This is a genomic window from Kitasatospora sp. NA04385 (assembly GCF_013364235.1).
In the GTDB taxonomy this organism is placed as follows: domain Bacteria; phylum Actinomycetota; class Actinomycetes; order Streptomycetales; family Streptomycetaceae; genus Kitasatospora.
The window spans coordinates 6,933,987-6,948,931 of sequence record NZ_CP054919.1 but is presented as its reverse complement, the minus strand read 5'-3'; the positions used below and the strand labels follow the sequence as shown (position 1 = coordinate 6,948,931).

Annotated in this window: 11 protein-coding genes; 5 read left to right on the top strand and 6 right to left on the bottom strand. The window is 73.3% G+C overall.

Going from position 1 to position 14,945, the window contains the following annotated elements:
• Positions 1 to 88: 88 nt before the first annotated feature.
• Complete coding sequence (lnt, locus tag HUT16_RS30700; RefSeq protein WP_176191292.1) at positions 89 to 1,648, top strand: apolipoprotein N-acyltransferase; 1,560 nt, start codon at positions 89 to 91, stop codon at positions 1,646 to 1,648.
• A gap of 35 nt (positions 1,649 to 1,683) precedes the next feature.
• Here the strand turns inward: lnt and HUT16_RS30695 are convergent, their stop codons facing one another.
• A complete protein-coding gene (locus HUT16_RS30695) occupies positions 1,684 to 2,445 on the bottom strand; it encodes a VOC family protein (protein ID WP_176191291.1) in 762 nt (253 codons plus the stop codon).
• Positions 2,442 to 3,365: an NADP-dependent oxidoreductase gene (locus HUT16_RS30690; RefSeq protein ID WP_176191290.1), complete on the bottom strand. Its 924-nt coding sequence runs from the start codon at positions 3,363 to 3,365 to the stop codon at positions 2,442 to 2,444. Before HUT16_RS30690 ends, HUT16_RS30695 begins: the two co-directional genes overlap by 4 nt.
• Positions 3,366 to 3,591: 226 nt before the next feature.
• On the opposite strand from HUT16_RS30690, the gene HUT16_RS30685 reads away from it, so the two are divergent.
• Complete coding sequence (locus tag HUT16_RS30685; RefSeq protein ID WP_176191289.1) at positions 3,592 to 4,908, top strand: hypothetical protein; 1,317 nt, start codon at positions 3,592 to 3,594, stop codon at positions 4,906 to 4,908.
• Between the two features lie 16 nt (positions 4,909 to 4,924).
• Here the strand turns inward: HUT16_RS30685 and HUT16_RS30680 are convergent, their stop codons facing one another.
• Positions 4,925 to 7,690 (bottom strand): hypothetical protein, encoded by a 2,766-nt coding sequence (locus HUT16_RS30680; RefSeq protein ID WP_217712115.1) that lies wholly within the window; start codon positions 7,688 to 7,690, stop codon positions 4,925 to 4,927.
• Between the two features lie 262 nt (positions 7,691 to 7,952).
• Between HUT16_RS30680 and ribA the strand changes: the two genes are divergently transcribed.
• From ribA to HUT16_RS30665, 3 genes are read left to right on the top strand one after another with little or no spacing between them, the layout of a single operon-like run.
• Positions 7,953 to 8,609 (top strand): GTP cyclohydrolase II, encoded by a 657-nt coding sequence (gene ribA / locus HUT16_RS30675; protein WP_176191288.1) that lies wholly within the window; start codon positions 7,953 to 7,955, stop codon positions 8,607 to 8,609.
• Positions 8,606 to 8,881, top strand: coding sequence for a DUF6879 family protein (locus tag HUT16_RS30670; RefSeq protein WP_368662749.1), 276 nt, complete (start codon positions 8,606 to 8,608; stop codon positions 8,879 to 8,881). Before ribA ends, HUT16_RS30670 begins: the two co-directional genes overlap by 4 nt.
• The gene (locus tag HUT16_RS30665) at positions 8,881 to 9,396 is read left to right on the top strand and encodes a Scr1 family TA system antitoxin-like transcriptional regulator (RefSeq protein WP_303392112.1); all 516 of its coding nucleotides are present in this window, start codon (positions 8,881 to 8,883) and stop codon (positions 9,394 to 9,396) included. The genes HUT16_RS30670 and HUT16_RS30665 overlap by 1 nt, the downstream gene beginning before the upstream one ends.
• Positions 9,397 to 9,421: 25 nt before the next feature.
• Here HUT16_RS30665 and HUT16_RS30660 read toward each other — a convergent pair whose 3' ends face one another.
• The 3 genes from HUT16_RS30660 to HUT16_RS30650 form a co-directional block, all read right to left on the bottom strand.
• Positions 9,422 to 11,161, bottom strand: a complete 1,740-nt coding sequence (locus HUT16_RS30660; protein ID WP_217712114.1) for an RICIN domain-containing protein — start codon at positions 11,159 to 11,161, stop codon at positions 9,422 to 9,424.
• A gap of 323 nt (positions 11,162 to 11,484) precedes the next feature.
• Complete coding sequence (locus tag HUT16_RS30655; protein ID WP_254898057.1) at positions 11,485 to 13,776, bottom strand: bifunctional diguanylate cyclase/phosphodiesterase; 2,292 nt, start codon at positions 13,774 to 13,776, stop codon at positions 11,485 to 11,487.
• On the bottom strand, positions 13,773 to 14,579 hold the full coding sequence (locus HUT16_RS30650) for an SAM-dependent methyltransferase (protein WP_176191285.1): 807 nt from the start codon (positions 14,577 to 14,579) through the stop codon (positions 13,773 to 13,775). The genes HUT16_RS30655 and HUT16_RS30650 overlap by 4 nt, the downstream gene beginning before the upstream one ends.
• Positions 14,580 to 14,945 lie beyond the last annotated feature (366 nt).

Here is a 14,945-nt window from a genome sequence, read left to right as displayed (position 1 = left end):
GTGCGATCGGGGCAGGCTGGGGGCGACCTTGACATGCCGATGATCGAATAGGGGTGCCTTCCGGCCCGGCCGGACGGACAATCTGCCCATGAACCTGCGAACCGCCCTGACCCGACCGGCCCGCTACGGCGCGCTGGCCTCGGGCGCGCTGCCCGTCCTGTCCTTCCCCGGCGCGGGCCTGGCCTGGCTGGCCTGGGCGGCGCTGGTGCCGGGGATGCTGCTGATGCGGGCGGCGGGCGGGGCGCGCGAGGCGATGGTGCGCGGCTGGTGGTTCGGCGCGGGCTTCATCCTCACCGGGATGTACTGGCTGATCCCGTCGATCGGCCCCGGACTGCCGGTGCTGGCGGTGCTGTTCGGCGTGCTGCAGGCGCCGTTCGGCCTGGCCGTGTGGTGGCTGCTGCGCGGCGAGCCGGCGCCGGGCCGCTCGGCGGCGGCGCTGGCGGTGCTGCCCGCGGTGTGGCTGTGCGCCGAGTACGCCCGCTCCTGGGGCGCGCTGGGCGGGCCGTGGGCGGTGCTGGGCGCGACCCAGTGGGAGCACCCGGCGGTGCTCGGCCTGGCGTCGGTCGGCGGTGTGTGGCTGGTGAGTTGGGCGCTGGTCGCGGCGAACACCGCGCTGCTGGTGCTGCTGTGCGCCCGCGAGCTGCGGGCGCGGGCGCTGGCGGGGGCGACGGCGCTGGCCGCGCTGGTGTCCGGCCCGCTGGTGTTCGCCTCGCAGCCCGCCCCGGCGACCTCGGGTTCGGCGACGGTGGCGCTGGTGCAGGCGGGCTCGACGCCGGACGAGCAGGCCCGGTTGGAGGAGAACGTGCGGATCACCCGCTCGCTGGCCGCCGGTCCGGTCGACCTGGTCGTGTGGGGCGAGAGCTCGACCACCGAGGACCTGGACCGGCAGCGGGCCACCGTGGACCGCCTGGCGGCGCTGTCCCGGGCCGCGGGGGCGCAGCTGCTGGTCGGCGAGGACGCCCGCAAGGCGGACGGGCGGATCTCCAAGGACGCGGTGCTGGTGGACGGTTCGGGCGTGGTGGCGCGCTACCGGAAGATCCGGCTGGTGCCGTTCGGCGAGTACATCCCGCTGCGCCCGCTGCTGGGCTGGATCGCCGGGGTGAGCGCGGCGGCGGGCGAGAACCGGGTGCCGGGCAGCTCGGTGCACCTGCTGCCGGTGGTGGACCGCGGCGGGCGGCCGCTGCCGGTGGGGGCGCTGATCTGCTTCGAGTCGGCGTTCCCCGACATGTCGCGCACCGCGGCCCGGCAGGGCGCCGAGCTGATCGTCTACCAGTCGTCCACCTCCACCTTCCAGTCGACCTGGGCCCCGGAGCAGCACGCCTCGCTGGGCGCACTGCGGGCCGCGGAGACCGGCCGCCCGGTGGTGCAGGCCGCGCTGACGGGCGAGTCGGTGGCGTACGACGCGCAGGGGCGGCGGCTGGCCCGGCTGGGCACCGACGAGCGGGGCGCGGTGACGGTCGGCCTGGCCCTGGCCGACCCCGCGGCCCGGACCTGGTACGTGCGCCTGGGCGACTGGGTCCCGCTGACCGCACTGGCCGTGGCGCTCGCCGCGGCGGCGGGCGCGGCGGCGCCGGTCCTGCGCGAACGCCGCCGCCCGGGCCCGCCGCCGTCCTCGGCCCCGACCGGCGCGCCCTCGGCCCGGGTCTGACCCCCGCCCCCCCTGCCGCTCCTCCGGGTCCTCCCCTACGGCTCCTCCACCGCGTGGATGCCGAAGAACGCGCCCTGCGGGTCGTGCAGGACGGCCAGCCGGGGCCCGTCGGGGACGTCGGTGGGCGGGAGCGTGACGGTGGCGCCGAGCAGGGCGGCGCGTTCGGCGCCGAGGTCGACGTCGGCGACCGCGAAGTACGGCATCCAGTAGGGCGCGGCTTCGGCCGGGAACTGGTCCGACATGTCCATCATGCCGCCGAAGTCGCGGCCGCCCAGGCCGAACCGGGTGTACATCTCGCCGGTGTTGACGCTCCAGCCGAACACCCGGGAGTAGAACTCGGCGGCGGAGCGCGGGTCCCGGGTGGCGAGTTCGACCCAGCCGAGGGCGCCGGCCTCGTCGCGCAGGTCGACGCCGGTCATCGCGCCGGGCTGCCAGGTGGAGAAGACCGCCCCGGCGGGGTCGGCGGCGACGGCGAACCGGCCCCAGTCCAGGGCGTCGGTCGGCGGGACGATCACCTTGCCGTCGGCGTCGGCGATCTCGTCGGCGGCGATGTCGGTATCGGGGGTGTGGAAGCCGATCGTCCAGGCGGTGGGCTGGTCGGGCTGCATCAGCCCGCTGAGCCCGGCGACGAGCTGCTCGCCCAGGTAGAGCCGGGTGTAGCCCGCGGCCCTCTCGTCGGGGACGGCTTCGGTGCGCCAGCCGAAGAGCTCGTGGTAGAAGGCCCGGGCGGCGGCCGGGTCCTTGGTGGCGAGTTCGACCCAGCAGGGTGCGCCGGGGCTCGGTTCGGTGATCTTCACGGTCGGCTCATCTCCAGGATCAGTTTGCCTCGGGCGTGTCCGCCCTCCACCTCGGCCATCGCCTCGGCGGCGCGGTCCAGCGGGTAGCGGGCGGTGATGTGCGGGTCGAGGGTGCCGGCGGCGACGAGTTCGGCGAGCGCCGCGAGCGGGGCGGCGGTGTGGTCGCGCAGGACGTAGGCGCCGCCGAGTTCGGCGGCGGTGGCCGGGTCGGTGGTGGACACCAGCCGGCCGGGGGTGCGCAGCGCGGCGGCGACCTCGCGGACGGCGTCCCCGCCGACCAGGTCGAGCACGGCGTCCACGCCGTCGGGGGCGACGCCGCGCAGCCGCTCGGCGACGCCCGGGCCGTAGCGGACGGGGGTGGCGCCGAGCGAGCGGACGTGGTCGGCGCTGCCCTCCCCGGCGGTGCCCAGCACGTGCAGGCCGCGGCCGCGGGCGATCTGCGCGGCGGCGGTGCCGACGCCGCCGGCCGCGCCGACGATCAGCAGGGCCTGTCCGGAGTGCAGGCCGAGCGCGGCGAGCTGGTCGAGCGCGTCGTAGGCGGTGGCGGCCGCGACGGGGAGGGCGGCGACCTCGGCGAAGCCGACGGTGCGCGGCTTGTGCGCGGTGGTGCGGGCGGCGAGCAGCGCCTCCTCGGCGAAGGCGCCGCCGGGGGCGGTGCCGAACACCTCGTCGCCGACCCGGAAGCCCCCCGCGTCCGGGCCGACGGCGGTCACCACGCCGGCCGCCTCGCTGCCCATCACCACCGGCGGGGCGGCCTCGGTGCCGAAGCGGCCCTGGCGCTTCTTCCAGTCCGCGGGGTTGACCCCGGCGGCCACCACCCTGATCCGCACCGTGCCGGGCCCGGGGACGGGCGTGGGCCGGTCCAGGAACTCCTGCTGCTCCGGTCCGCCGTACGCGACGAACCCGAATGCCTTCGCCATCCGCTGCCTTCCTCTTCTCCCGGCTGCCCCTCCCCTCCTCTCCCGCCCTCCTTCCACCTTGCCGGGGTACCGGCGGGTAGCGGGGTCGCCGGTGGGCCGAACGGCGGGGCCGGTGGGCCGAACGGCGCGCCGCCCGGCGGGGCGACGGCTGTCGAGCACCCGGAGTCCGGCGGGATGTCCGGAAACCTGCCGTTCCGGCCCCCGGGGGCGTGATACTGCCGGGGTGATGAATGACGTCGTCCAGCGGGTCGTCGAGCTCCAGGACGCCGACCACCGGTTCTTCTCGCCCGGGCCGTCCTCCACCCCCGCCCCCGACCTCCTGATGCCGTACGGCATCGACATGGCGGGCGTCCGCGTCCTGGACCAGGACGCGGACGACGGCGTCACCGTCGAGGTGGCGGACTACGGGGCCCTGAAGGTGAACCCCTGGAAGGACTGCGGCAGGCTCCTCGTGCTGGAACGGGACACCGGGGCGACCCGGCTGTTCTTCGTGTGGGTGCCGAAGGCCCTGGACGCCGAACTGGCCGCCGGGAGCACCGCCCCGCTGGACGTGCACCTGGTGCTGCACCCGTCGGTCAGCTGGCCGTGCTACACGAACACGCCCTACTGGGACGGACGCTGCCGCGACGGGTGGCAGAACTGGCACTGCAGTCCCCCCACCATGCGGGAGCAGCCCGTGTTCGTGCAGGTGGGCCTGCGCTACGCGGCGACCGACTTCCACCTGGCCGCCCAGCACGTCGTCGCGGTGCCCGGGCAGCGGCCGCGGATGGCCCTGGTCGTCCCCGTCGCGGACCCCCGCAGCTACTTCACCGACCTGGCCGACCCGTCCGCGCTGGTACCGGCGCTGGGCGACGTCGCGGACTTCCTGCGCCGCCGGGCCGGGCTCGGCATCGGGGGCGCCGCGTCCGTCGGCAAGGTGATGGTGTCCGTGTACAGCCTCAGCGGCAACCTGCTGCTCAAATCGGGGAAGGGCCTGTTCAGCGGGCTCCCCGACCTTCCCCGGTCGCTCCCGGCGGGCCCGCTGAGGGACTTCTACGCCCGCCGTCTGACCCAGGTCAACGCCTTCGACATCAACCTCGACAACGTCCCGGCGGTCCGCGCCGCCGCGTTCAGGGACCTCTGGAGGAAGGTCACCGCGTGGCGGAGCGTCAACCCGGGCGCGCGGGCCTTCTACTACACGACCCGGGCCGACGAGACGGCCCACCTCCTCACCGCGCAGCCCGGCCTCTTCGGCAGGCCGACCGAGCTGAACCTGGACGCGGTGAAGAAGTGGACCGACATGAGCCTGCGCGACGCGAAGGCGGGAGCGCCCCGTGGGCTGGCCAGGGAGGCGTACAGCGCGGACGGCAGGTTCGGCGTGCTGTACGTCCCGACCACGTTCTTCCGGCTTTACATCAGGAACGGTCCGAACGAGGTGGTCGAGAACCCGGGGAGGGGTTTCCGGTACGGCCGGGGCAACGGGCACAGCTGGTTCCTGCGGTCGCTGATGTCGCACGCCCTCCGGCACGCCGATCCGGCGCTGTTCGTCCCCGGGCCGCCGTGAAGCCCTCCGGCGCCGGTCACCGCTGCCGACCGGTCCTGGGGTCGTAGGCCACCGGGACGGGGACGACCTGGTCGGTGGGCAGCACCTCGATCCACTGGTCGAAGACCTGGAAGTTCGGTGCGGTGTTGTTCGGGTCGGGTGCCTTGCCGGTGTCGGTCGGACCGGCCCGGAACCCGCCCTCCAGCGGGTAGAAGCCGTGCTCGAACACCTTCTCCACCGGGGTCGCGCTGACCTTGTCTTCGTCGTCGACCTCGGTGGCGGGGTACGAACCCACCTCGGTGGACTCCCGGTGCTTGTCGGCGATCTGCCGGCACAGGTGGTCGATGGCGTCCCGGATCGTCACCGGTGCCCCCGCCGCCCGGCCGGACCCGGCGCGGATCGCGTCGAGTTCGTCGCCCGGAGCGGAGTAGAGGGCGTCGAGGCCGTCGGTCCCCTCGACGCCGACGTTCTGCAGCCACGCGATCGCGGCCTTCTCCTTGCCGGGCCGGACCGGGATCACCGCCTTGACCCAGGGGGCGTTCAGGAAGGCGTTGCGCAGGCCGTCCCCGTCCAACTGGAGCAGCCAGCCGAGCGAGGCGCCCAGCACGGCCGGCTGCGACTGGTCGGTGATCAGGTAGTTGTCGGGCCGCGACCGGCTGTCGGACCAGCTCACCAGCGAGTCCGCGAGGTCGCCGCGGAGGTTCTGGAGGCTCAGGTAGCCGCCGGCGAGCTCGCGGGGCCTCCACCACTCGGGCGCGACGAAGTACAGCATCTTCTCGATGTCGAACACCGAGTTGATCAGTTCGGACAGCACGTGCCGGCTGGACGCCTCGGCGTGCTCGTACCGGTACGAGGACATCAGCGAGGCGATCAGCTTGCGGTAGACGACGATCCGCTCCTCCTCGCGCAGGTCCTCCGACACCCGCCGCCGGACCGCGCCGGCCTTCTCGATCCGGTCCTTGACCGCGCCGACGAACGCCTCCTTCGTCTTGCGGTCGTTGGCCGTCGAGGCGTCGGTGCCCGCCTGCCTCCTCGCCGCGTTCGCGGCGTCCACCTCGGAGCGCTTCGCGTCCGTGGCGACGTACTTGAGCGCGCCACCGACCACGAAGTCGACCCGCTTGTTCCAGCTCAGCCCGTCGGGCCCGGTCACCACGCCGATGTCCAGCTGCCCGGAGGCGTTGATCCGGCAGCCGAACTCCCACGAGCCGACGAAGTCGTCGCCGGTGGCGGAGACCTGGGTGGCCGGGAGGACCTCCGGCCCCGGCCCCGGCTTCAGCACGTAACCGTCCGGCGCGGCCGGCGGGTCGACGGCCGTGAGCGGGTAGAAGCCCTTGCGGGAGCCGTTGCCGACGTTCCAGGTCGCGTTGGCCTGGAACGGCACCATGCGGTCCGGCGGGTAGGGGATCTCGGTCTGGTCCGGCACCGGCAGCAGGTCGGCGGGCTGGGCCAGGTGCACCAGCGTCGCCAGCCCCAGGTCCGTGCCGGGCTCGTCGACGAAGGTCTCCCAGCACAGGTAGGAGCCGATGTCCTGGACCTGGACGCCGATCTGGCGCATCTTCCGGCGCAGCTCGTAGTTGACCAGGTCGTCGGTGGTGTTGGCGAGGACGTAGCGCTTGCTGGAGGTGTCGGTGACGTCGGTCATCGTCTTGAACGTCGACTTGTAGCTCTGCCGGATCTCGCTGGACAGCTTCTCGCTCTGCTGGCGCATCCGCTTGTGCGAGGTCTCCCGGGCCACCTGCTGGGTCTTGTCCATGTTGAGGCTCGCCGTCGCCGAGGCGCTGCCGGTGCCCCACGACTGGTTGACGGAGGTGGTGACGCCCAGCTTCAGGTCGTCCTTGTTGTCCTGCTTGACCGCCTCGCTGAACTCGTCCTGGTCGGTGGTGCTCCGCTCCGACTTCAGGGCGCTCTCCAGCGCGCTCTCCACCGTCCGTTCGACGATCTGGCGACGGGTGGTGGTCTCGGTCAGCTCCACGGTCGATCCGGGGCTGAGCCACACGTGCCCGGTCGGGGTGCCGAGGAAGGTGTCGAGCTCGAAGAAGAACTGCCGGAACAGGTGCACCACGCCCAGCGGGGACAGGCTCACCTCGCCGAGGTCGCCCTTCGGGTCGAAGGCCAGGTACGGGTCGTCGTCCCGGCCGGAGGTCCGGTCCAGCTCGTCCCGGAACGCGGTCTCCCCGTCGGCGTCGAGGTCCGCGAAGAAGATCCCGTTGATCTCCTGCGCCCGCCCGCTCTCCGCCAGCGCGGCGAGCACGCCCGCGATCGACGCCTCGTCGTCGATCAGCGCGCGCGCTGCGGCCCGGCCGCCCTCCCGCAGCGCGCCGATGTCCTCCGTCGCCCGCTGCTGCTGCGGGGTGGCCGCCCGGAACGCCCGCTGCGCGAGGGCGTTGGCCCGGCCGACGACCGTGGTGCGCAGGATCCGGGTGAGCAGTTCCGGATCCAGCAGGCTCCGCCACCCGTCCGCGTCCAGCGGCCGGCCGCCCTGCCCGCGCAGGACGGCCGCCACCTCCTGGAGGACCACCGAGCCGTGCTCGACCAGCCGGGGGCCGGCGAAGACGGCGGGACGCAGCCCGGGCGCCGAGACGAAGTCCTCGGCGTTGAAGGCCACTTCGCCCCCGTCCGACAGCGTCCGCTGCAGGCGGTACAGCAGCGTGTCCCGCTCGGCCCGCACCCCCCTGCGGTGCCGGTCCCGCTTGCGCCCCGACCGCCAGCCGATCAGCGGCTGGTACACCCCGAACATCTCGTTGGCGTACGGCAGCACCGCCGTGTAGTCCACCAGATCCGTGATGCGTTTGACGACTGCCACGACGCACTCCCCCCTCGACGAGGCCCACGCCTCATTGGGCAGCCCACTTCCCACCCCCGGAACGTTTTAGACCTCCGCCGCGGCGGGGCCGACGGGGCCGGGAACACCGTCCGGGACGCCGGTTGTTCAAATTGGAACCACGGTGTAGCGTCGGGCGGGCACGATCCGGTTCGAATTTGAACAACCCGCGCCCGGGCGGCCCGCGCGCACCCCTCGCACCGGACCGCAGGCGCACCCCACTCGCGGCCCCGGAGGACCCGACATGACGCATCCCGAGACCACCCCGCCGCTGCCCGCCGCCACCGTCCGCTCCCGCGTGCGCGTGCCCCTCGCCTTTCCCGACGGCTACCGCGTCGAGGCCGAGGTGCACACCTTCCACGGCCTGGCCGACGGCGCCGAACACCTCGCCCTCACCCTCGGCGACCCGTCCGCCACCGCCGCCCCGCTGGTCCGCCTGCACTCCGAGTGCCTCACCGGCGACGTCTTCGGCTCCGCCCGCTGCGACTGCGGCCCCCAGCTGCGCGAGTCCGTCCAGCGCATCGCCGAGACCGGCGGCCACCTGCTCTACCTCCGCCAGGAGGGCCGCGGCATCGGCCTCTACAACAAGCTCGACGCCTACGCCCTCCAGGACTCCGGCCTCGACACCTACCAGGCCAACGCCGCCCTCGGCCTGCCCGAGGACGGCCGCGACTACACCGCCGCCGCCCAGATGCTCGCCGCCCTCGACACCCCCGCCGTCCGCCTGCTCAGCAACAACCCCGACAAGGCCGCCCAGCTCACCGCCCTCGGCATCACCATCACCGAACGCGTCCCCACCGGCGTCCACCTCTCCCCCAGCAACCTCCGCTACCTGCGCGCCAAGGCCGACGGAACGGCCTTCTCCCTCGCGCACGACATGTTGCGGATGAGTACGGCCTGACCGAAGGCAGGACCCGCGAGCCGGCCTCCGACCTGGTGCTGCCGGGGAACGACCTCTGGCTGTTCGACGGCAGGGTGGCGAAGTTCGGCCTGTTCTCCGGCGACGGCGCGTTCCTCGGTAACGTGATGAGCGACGACCCCGAAGTGGTGAAGCGCCGCGTGGGAGCCTTCGAAGCAGGGTGGCAACGCGCCGTTCCCCAGCAGGACTTCGAGCTCCAGCGCGCTCGATCCCATGGCTCGGCCCCCTTCGTCCAGCGTTCAGGCAGCCCGTGATGCAGTGGCCGCGCGGCTTCGGGAGCTGTGCTCGGACCCCTGACGATGTGGCGGAGGCGGTCGCGGCTCGGGTGGTCCGCTCGGACGGCGTGGTTCGGGACGGAGAGCGCCGGTTCGCCGTCCTGGTGGAGGAGTCGGTGCCGCGAAACCGGGTGGGCGGCTCCGAGACCACGGCGGGCCAACTCGGCTACCTGCTTGCCCTGATGAGCCTTCCCCGGGTTTCCCTCGGCGTCGTTCCGCTCACGGCCCGGCGGGAGATGTGGACCTGGGAGGCGTTCAACGTCTTCGATGATCAGCGGGTGCACGTGGAACTGCTGACTGCTGCGGTGACCGTGACCGCACCCCCGGAACCACAAGGCGCGGGAGCGGCGCTCGATCCAGCGCCCGGCGCGGCCGCGGTCCTCGCGCACGCCCGGCTGCGGTCCTCGCGCACGCCCGGCTGCGGCGGGGGCTTGGCGACGTCCGCGCGAAGGCGGCCCGACCGGCGGCCGCGCCGAAACCCCAGGTCGGCGTGACGGCCGCCCGGGTCGAAGACCGGGTTCAGACGCGCAGCATCCGCAGGTCGACCGCGTCGGCCATCGCCTTCATGCCCGTGTCGTTGGGGTGGATGTGGTCGCCCGAGTCGTAGACCGGGTTGAGGGCGGCCGGGTCCGCGGGGTTGCGCATGACCTGGTCGAAGTCGACGACGCCGTCGAAGGCCCCGCCGGTGCGGATCCAGTCGTTGACGCTCTGTCGGATCGCTTCCGCGGCGGGCGTGTAGTACCCCATGCCCTTGTTGGGCATGAGGGTCGCGCCGATGATGCGGACGCCGGCTGCGTGGGCCTGGTCGATCAGGGTGCGGTAGCCGTTGATGAGGTCCTGCGCGGTCAGCGGCCGGCCGTTCGGGCCGGCGTTGTTGCCGATGTCGTTGATGCCCTCGAAGAGGATGACGTTGGTGACGCCCGGCTGGCCGAGCGCGTCGCGGCCGAAGCGTTTGAGGGCGCTGACTCCCTGGATGACGCTGGGGACGTCGGTGAGGACGCGGTTGCCGCCGATGCCCGCGTCGACGACGGCCAGCTTCTGGCCGCCCGGTTCGGCGCCCAGCCGGCGTCCGAGGACGTCGGGCCACCGGCTGTAGGTGCCGAGGGAGGAGGCGTAGCCGTCCGTGATCGAGTCGCCGAAGGCGACGACGGTGCCGGTCGCCTCGGGCGACGTCACGTCGAAGCCCGCCAGGTAGTACCAGGAGTTGCGGGGGTTGCCGAAGGCGGTGGCGGCGCCGTCACCGGTGTGGTTTCCGGCAGCCGTGTAGGCGGTGTCGTACGCGTCGAGGTGCCAGGTGGACGCGCCCGTCGCGCCGGGCACGTAGAGGCTGACGAGCATGTTCTGCCCGGCGGCGACCGAGACCGGGATGATGTCGCTGACGACCTCTCCGCCGGCGGGTATCGAGACCTGGCCGGACTGGCCGAAGGTGACGTTCTGGGTGGTGCCCGGTTTCGCCGCCGCCCCGCCGGCCTGCACGGCGATGGTCACGGCCCCGATATCGAGCGCGCCGCCGCCGTACCGGTTGGACAGGGTGATCCGGGCGTTCGAGCCGGCGACGCTGCTGTGCACCACCATCCGGATCGTCTGGTTGCTGAAGGCGGGGCCGCCGGCGGTCAGGCTCGGCGCCCAGGCGCCGACTCGGGTGCAGGCGATGCGCTGCCACTGCTGGCCGGTACCGCCGTTGGGGGTCTGCTGCTCGACGGCCGCGCCGTCGGCGGTCGAGTCGCCGGTGACGCCCAGGACCTTCCCACTGCGGGCGCAGGCGAGGGTCACGTAACCGCCCGCCTCGGTGATCCTCCACTGCTGGTTGAGGGCGTGCGTCGGGTTCCACTGGATGAGCTTGGCGCCGTCGGCCGAGGAACCGCCGTCCATGTCCCACGCCAGCGGGATGCCGCCGTGAGTGGTGGACATCTCGTACAGGCCCTCGCCGACCGGTGTCAGTCGGAACTGCTGGTTGCCGCCGGAGTGCGGGGCGTACTGGATCAGGCCGGTGCCCACCGCGGTGGACGCCCCCGGCACGTCGACGGCCTTGCCGGTCCTGCGGTTGACGAACTGGAAGACCTCGAACGGCGCGGGCGGCGCGACCGCCGTCCGGCCGTCCGAGCGCGCCACCGCGGCCGCTACCGGGGTGAACTCCGCGATCGAGGACAGCGCGAACAGCGCCCCGGCGGAAGCGGCGGCACGCAGGACGTGCCGACGCGACACCCCGGTCTCGGCGCTGGCGTCAGCGGAGGGCTGCGGGTGGGCGCGGTCGGACATGGTCGGGGCTCTTTCGACGAGTCGGGCCGGCTCTCCGGTCGAGGGGAAGGATGCAGCCGCAGCCACGGGCGCCGCAAGAGAAGTGACCAAAATTTCCTATAGGAAAACTTCCACACCCTCCAGCTCAGCTGTGGGCCGCTCTCGCACCAGAACCCGCGAACCCACCCCCTCGAACCTCTTCTTCACAGCGGGGCAGCAGAGGCAGCCACGGCACGCCCCTTACAACCATGTTTTTCCTATGCGATTTCGACCCCTGGCAAATGTCCACACCGGTCGGCCGACTCCGTGACGGCGAGCGGCGGAGCAGGGCGGCGAAGGGTGTTTCAGTTCCCGTAGCCGAAGCCCGGCTCGGGCGGGGCCTCCAGGTCGGCTTCGGCGATCCGGCGGGCGATCTCGGCGGGGCGCACGGGGCGGCCGAAGTGCCAGCCCTGGGCGAGGTCGCAGCCCATCAGGCGCAGGCGTTCGGCGTCGGCGCGGCTCTCCACGCCCTCCGCGGTGACCGACAGGCCCAGGGTGTGGGCGAGCGAGACCAGTCCGCTGACGATCCGCCAGCCGAGGTGGGTGTCCTTGGCGGGGTCGTGCAGGTCGCCGACGAAGGACCCGGCGATCTTCAGGTTGGAGACCGGCAGGTCGCGCAGGTAGGCGAGGTTGGACCAGCCGGTGCCGAAGTCGTCGACGGAGAGCGAGACGCCCATGTCGACCAGCGCGTGCAGCGCCTTGAGCGCCTCGTCCTCGGGGCCGACCACGGTCGACTCGGTGATCTCCAGTTGCAGCATGGACGGGTCCAGCCCGGTGCTGCGCAGGGTGCGTTCGATGTCGCCGACCAGTCCGGCGTTGCGGGCCTGCCGGACGGCCAGGTTGACGCTGAGCTTGGGCGCCCGGTCGCCGAACCTGGCGACCCAGTCGGCGGCCTGCTCGCAGGCCTGCTCCAGCACCCAGCGGCCGAGCGGCATGATCAGCCCGGTCTCCTCGGCGACGCCGACGAACTCCTCCGGGCCGAGCACCCCGAGCTGCGGGTGCCGCCAGCGCACCAGCGCCTCGACGCCGGTCATCGCGCCGGAGGCGAGGTCGACCATCGGCTGGTAGTCGATGAAGAACTCGCCGCGGTCCAGGGCGGCGGGCATCCGGACGGACACCGCGTACCGGCTGACGGCGCGCGCGTTCTCCTTGGGGTCGAACAGCGTCCAGCGGCCGCGCCCGGCCTCCTTGGCCCGGTACAGCGTGAGGTCGGCGGCCCGGACGGCGGCGCCGGGCGTGGTGGTGGCGATCCGCCGCTCCAGCACGCCGACGCTGGCGCCGACGGCGAGCCGGTGGTCACCGATCACCACGGGCTTGGTGAGCGCGGCGAGCACGGTCTTGGCGGCGGCGACGGCCTCCTGCTCGCCCCGGCAGTTCTCCAGCAGCACCACGAACTCGTCGCCGCCGAGCCGGGCCACCATGTGGCCGAGCGGGCTGAGCGCGTTCTCCAGCCGACGGGCCACCACGGTCAGCAGCTGGTCGCCCATGTCGTGGCCGAGGCTGTCGTTGACGATCTTGAAGCCGTCCAGGTCGACGTAGCACAGGCCGAAGCGGACGTCCGGCTCCGGCTCCTCGAAGAGCTTCTCCAGCCGTTCGAAGAACGCGGCCCGGTTGGGCAGCCCGGTCAGCGGGTCGTGGGTGGCCTGGTGGCGCAGCCGCTCCTGCAGGCGGTAGCGGTCGGTGACGTCCTCCAGCATGGCGACCTGGTAGAGCGGCGCGCCGTCGTCGTCGCGGATCAGCGAGACGGTCAGGTGCGTCCACACCACTTCGCCGTCGCGGCGGTAGTACGGCTTGTCGAACTGGAAGTACTCGCGCTTGCCGCTGATCAGCTCCTCGTACGCCTCCCACACGCCGGGGGTGTCCTCGGGGTGGACCAGGTCGTTGACGCGCACGCCCGTCATGTCCTCGGGGCCGCCGCCGAAGATGTCGCCGAGGGCCCGGTTGACGGCCAGGATGTTGCCGTCGGTGTCGCCGAGGCCGATGCCGATCGCCGCGGACTCGAACAGGGCGCGGAAGCGGGCCTCGGAGGCGCGCAGCGCCTTCTCGACCTCCTGCCGGGCGGTGTCGGCGGCGAGCCGGATCGCCTCCTGCTCGCGCAGCGTGCGCTCGCGCAGGGCGGCCGCCCAGCCGGCCGCGAAGGCGCCGCTGAGCGCCGGGCCGCGGTCGTCGGGGACGGGCTGGCGCTGGATCAACTGCACGGTGTCGGCGAGCAGTTGCGGGTCGGTGAACTGGTTGTCGATGAGCAGCGCGCCGGCCTGGGCGGCCAGTTCGGGGCGGAACGGGTGCTCCCGGGCGGCGCGGTGCAGCAGTTCGGCGGTGCGGGCGATCAGCGGGTTGAGCACGCCGGGGCGCACGGCGGCGCCGTGCCCGGCGCGCAGCATGACGGCCCAGGCGGTGTGGAACCCGGCGGCCGCGTCCGCCGCCCCGTCCCCGTCGGCCGCCCCGTCCCCGTCGGCCGTCTCCGCCGCCGTCGGGCCCGCGCCCCGCGCGGGCCTCGCTTCCGGTGCGGTCTCCGCCTCCGTCTCCGTCTCCGGTGCGGTTTGCGCGCGCTCCCCGTCCGGGCCCGGCGGTCCGTTCACCTCGGGGGACTCGTTCACGACAGGCGCCCGACGCCGGCCATGCCGGTCATCCGCTCGGGGTGCGGACCGACCGACTCGGCGTCGTCGGGGCGCCACTCGGGCAGGTAGACCACGCCGGGTTCGACCAGGTCGTAGCCCTGGAAGAAGGCGGTGATCTGCTCGCGGTTGCGCATGGTGAGCGGGGTCGGGGTGGCGCGGTACAGGCTCTGGTGGGAGCCGGCCTGGTCGGGGCGGCCCTCCAGCGAGGCGTGCGAGAGGATCAGCATGCTGCCGCTGGGGAGCGCCTCGCGCAGCTTGGTGAGGATCCGGTCCGGGTCGTCGGCGTCGGTGACGAAGTGCATGACGGCGTTCAGGATGACGGCGACGGGCTCCCCGGGGGCGAGCAGCTCCTCGACCTCGGGGCGGGCGAGCAGGTCGTCGGTGTTGCGCAGGTCGGCGTCGACGATCTGGCACAGCGGGTCGTCGGCGAGGATCAGCCGGCTGTGCGCGACCGCGACCGGGTCCATGTCGATGTAGACCACGCGGGCGTCGGGCTGGTACTCGCGGGCCACCTCGTGGACGGCGCCGAAGGTGGGGATGCCGGAGCCGATGTCGAGGAAGCGGCTGATCCCCTCCTCGGCGGCGAACTGGGTGGCGCGGCGGAGGAAGGCCCGGTTCGCCCGCATGATCTTGGGCAGGTCGGGCCAGAGCTCGATCGCCTTGCGTGCCATCTGCCGGTCGACCTCGAAGTTGTGCGACCCGCCGAGGTAGTAGTCGTAGACCCGGGCCGCGTTCGGCTTGTCGAGGTCGGTCCCTGCGGGCACCCAGTTCGGACGCGCCATGACGGCACCCCTTCCGGCGTGGCATTCGAAAATGGCAATAGGACATAAAGATCTTCCTATACATCTGATACGCACCGCAAGCTGCGGCATCCGAACGGTGGCGTGGCGCGCCCCGCCTGGCACCGGCCCCCGAACGGCGCGGAATCACCTCCGTACCCGGACGCATCGAGGACCACCCTCCGCTCTCCGCGCTGCGGACCCCCGCCCGGTCGGCCGGGACGGTTCGGTGGACCGGCTCCGCCTGCCGCGCTTCGACTCCCCCGGCTGCTTCGCGGCCCTGCTCGGGGCACCCGAGCACGGCGCCCGGCGGCCGGCCCCGGCCGGGGCGGCCGACCGCACGGAGCGGCGCCACCTGGGTGACACCCT